At 33.7% G+C, this 2734-nt stretch carries 2 protein-coding genes; one reads left to right on the top strand and one right to left on the bottom strand.

Translation table 11 applies throughout. The features are described 5' to 3' along the window. Positions 1-639 precede the first annotated feature (639 nt). Positions 640-1344, bottom strand: a complete 705-nt coding sequence (locus tag EC501_RS18190; protein ID WP_122973747.1) for a toll/interleukin-1 receptor domain-containing protein — start codon at positions 1342-1344, stop codon at positions 640-642. Positions 1345-1967: 623 nt separating this feature from the next. Between EC501_RS18190 and EC501_RS18180 the strand changes: the two genes are divergently transcribed. Then, on the top strand, positions 1968-2435 hold the full coding sequence (locus tag EC501_RS18180; RefSeq protein ID WP_122973746.1) for a MarR family transcriptional regulator: 468 nt from the start codon (positions 1968-1970) through the stop codon (positions 2433-2435). Positions 2436-2734 lie beyond the last annotated feature (299 nt).

Genomic DNA, 2734 nt, shown 5'->3' with positions numbered 1-2734 from the left:
AATCATTACCGAGGTCAATGGAACTTAAAAAAGATGACGCCTGCACAATACAGTCACCATCTTCTTCAAGTTGCTTAAAAGCCTTTTTTAAAAATGTCCTTTACAAAGGGTACACTTTAAAATAATGCGGTCCTTTTTTGTTACTCAACAAAACATGTTTATACAAGTAGGGGGTGAACAGTTTTGTTGACGGGATTAAGTCCCACGGGCCAGACGTTCTACCCCGACTACCGTTATAATAAGACCTAAACGAAAAAGGTCAACCAGAAAAATCTGGCTAACCTCATATTACGATCGGGCCATATTGTTGAATAACATTTTTTCTGGGTGAGTGTTAGAAAAGATGCAGATTTATAACGATAAGAGATTTGCTATACAAGTTTTTATGCAAATTAAAGAACAAGCCCAGCAAGTATAAACACCGTTCCATCAACGATTTTCCTCATCTGTATAAAATGCTGCATAACCAATGTTCATACAAAAATGCACGAAACGTTGATTTAACAACGTTCGTGCATTTTTAATGTGGCCCCAAACTTTCATTTGGGAACTTTTTTTTGTATGCACTTGAATGAAGCGTAAAACTACTCTTTTATTTAATCAATGAGAAAGCTGCCAATTCTGGATACCTTTTATTAATTAGTCAGAGATAGTTACTAATTCAGAAAGTTTCTTAGCTACATCTTCAAGCGAATCTTCCGCAGTATCTAAACCACTTCTAGATGCTAATAAAGGACTTACATCTCGAAGTGCATCATAAGTTGTACCATGAACAATTGGAATTAAACGGTCTGTAGCAAGTAATACAGACAGTTCCTTATCTGCAATACCCTCTTTTGTTAAACGATTTAGGAATGATGGAGTTACTAATACGATTCCAACTTTTGAAGCTGCAAGCCCTTTATCAATAGCTCGTAATAATGGCGCACCTAGCAAGACATCTTTTTCACTAAACCATACTGATACACCTAAAGACTCAAGTAAATCATGTAAATCTTTAGCCGATTCTTTCCTATCGTCCCAAGCATGACAAAGAAAAACATCTCTTAAATCTGGCTTAGCAACAGTTATTTCCTCAACTTTGTTACGAATTGGTGTAAGAGTTCTAATTTCTGCTGAAGTGTAAATTACAGAAGAAGTAGATTTTGACCATCTCGGTTTAGAACTACGACTCGAACTCCCACCTGAACCCCCACTATTTGTACTTCTCGTATCATAATATGACGGAGAAGAATAAGATGGAGAAGAATACCTACCATAACCGCCTCTACTACTACATGCTGGACAATTTGCTGCAGCACTTGCTGAATTATGCCCTCTTACTGGAGCTGTACATCTAACCATTCGTTTTCTTTTCCCCCTAGACTTGTTATTTTCCAAATACTAGCCAAAATATATCACAATCATATTTAATCGTGTCTGTCGCTATCTAACCGTTCCTAAGCTACCATTTGGGGACTTATTTGATATCAAATTTAATTCTTCTTACTACCATAAATTAAAATCTACTTTACTCGTTTTAATCTAGGCTTACTTTTTCTGACTTCTCTTGAATCTATTTCTTTGAATGCTTCTTTGACTGTTGCTTTAGCTGTTGCTTCAGCAACATTTGTAACTATTCTTCCAATAAAATTTTCCCATCCACCACTTTTTTAATTATATGCAGTTGAGCTGCACCACCAGAAATCCACTTTCCTGTTTTTTCGTTATAAATTTTCCCCTTCATTATTAAAATCTATTTAATATTTCTTAATACTATGTTACATTAAATGTTATAATATGGGAAGGTGATAGAATATTTAAAAAAACTAGTTTAAACATTGATAAATAAGGATTTATTTATTTTTTATCAAAAAAATAGTTGGTATAAATATAACTTTTAGTTGTCCAAATTATAACTTTATTTAGATATATTAGATATTTAGCAACTTTTTTTGTTTATATTACAACTTTAGGAGTGGTTTTTTATGAGAAGAAGGGGTCGTCCAAAAGATAATGTGTATTGGGGTGCGTTTATATTAAAATGGTTTGAATTACTTCAAACTTCAAACTTCACAGGAACTGACTATAAAGTTTTGTTTTTTCTGTGTTCAAAAATGGACCCCAGAACAAACAATATATACATTAAACAAATTCAAATTGCTCAGGAGTTACATTTAGATAAGGGAAATGTTTCAAAAGCAATAAAGAAATTACGAGATGAACAATTTATAGCAAAAATTCAAAATGGATTTATGCTTAATCCTAATTTATTTTATGTTGGTAAAGCTCGTAGAGAAGACAGAGAAGATATTCGTGAACAGTTTGATTCATTAGTTGAACACCCTAGATTTTTTATGGATGAAGACGAAGGTCAATTGATTGATATTACTGATTCTCCGAATACTAGAAGAGTTCGAAATATAAAAGATTTGAAAGATATGACTGATTTTTAAATGAGTTAGCAGCCAACTCATTTTTTTGCTCTTGAAAACACTGTTCAGCAAGTTTTAGAATCGGGCGACTACTCAAAATAGCGTCGAAACTAAGTACAAAAAAGTCCCCAAACCATCGTTTGGTAACATTTCCTTTGCTTAACATTGTAAATGTATAAATCTGATGCCACCCTTATTCCACAATCGGGCGCTTTCCGGTAGTGACCCCTTAAAGTTAGAGTTATTATTATGCAGCTAATTGGCTGGCATGTTTTCGGTAATTTACTGGACTCATGCCGGCCAATTTTTGTTTTATACGA

This window comes from Lysinibacillus halotolerans (assembly GCF_003711845.1).
In the GTDB taxonomy this organism is placed as follows: Bacteria; Bacillota; Bacilli; order Bacillales_A; family Planococcaceae; genus Ureibacillus; species Ureibacillus halotolerans.
The sequence above is the reverse complement of the archived record's forward strand: the minus strand, read 5'-3'. Positions and strand labels throughout refer to the sequence as shown.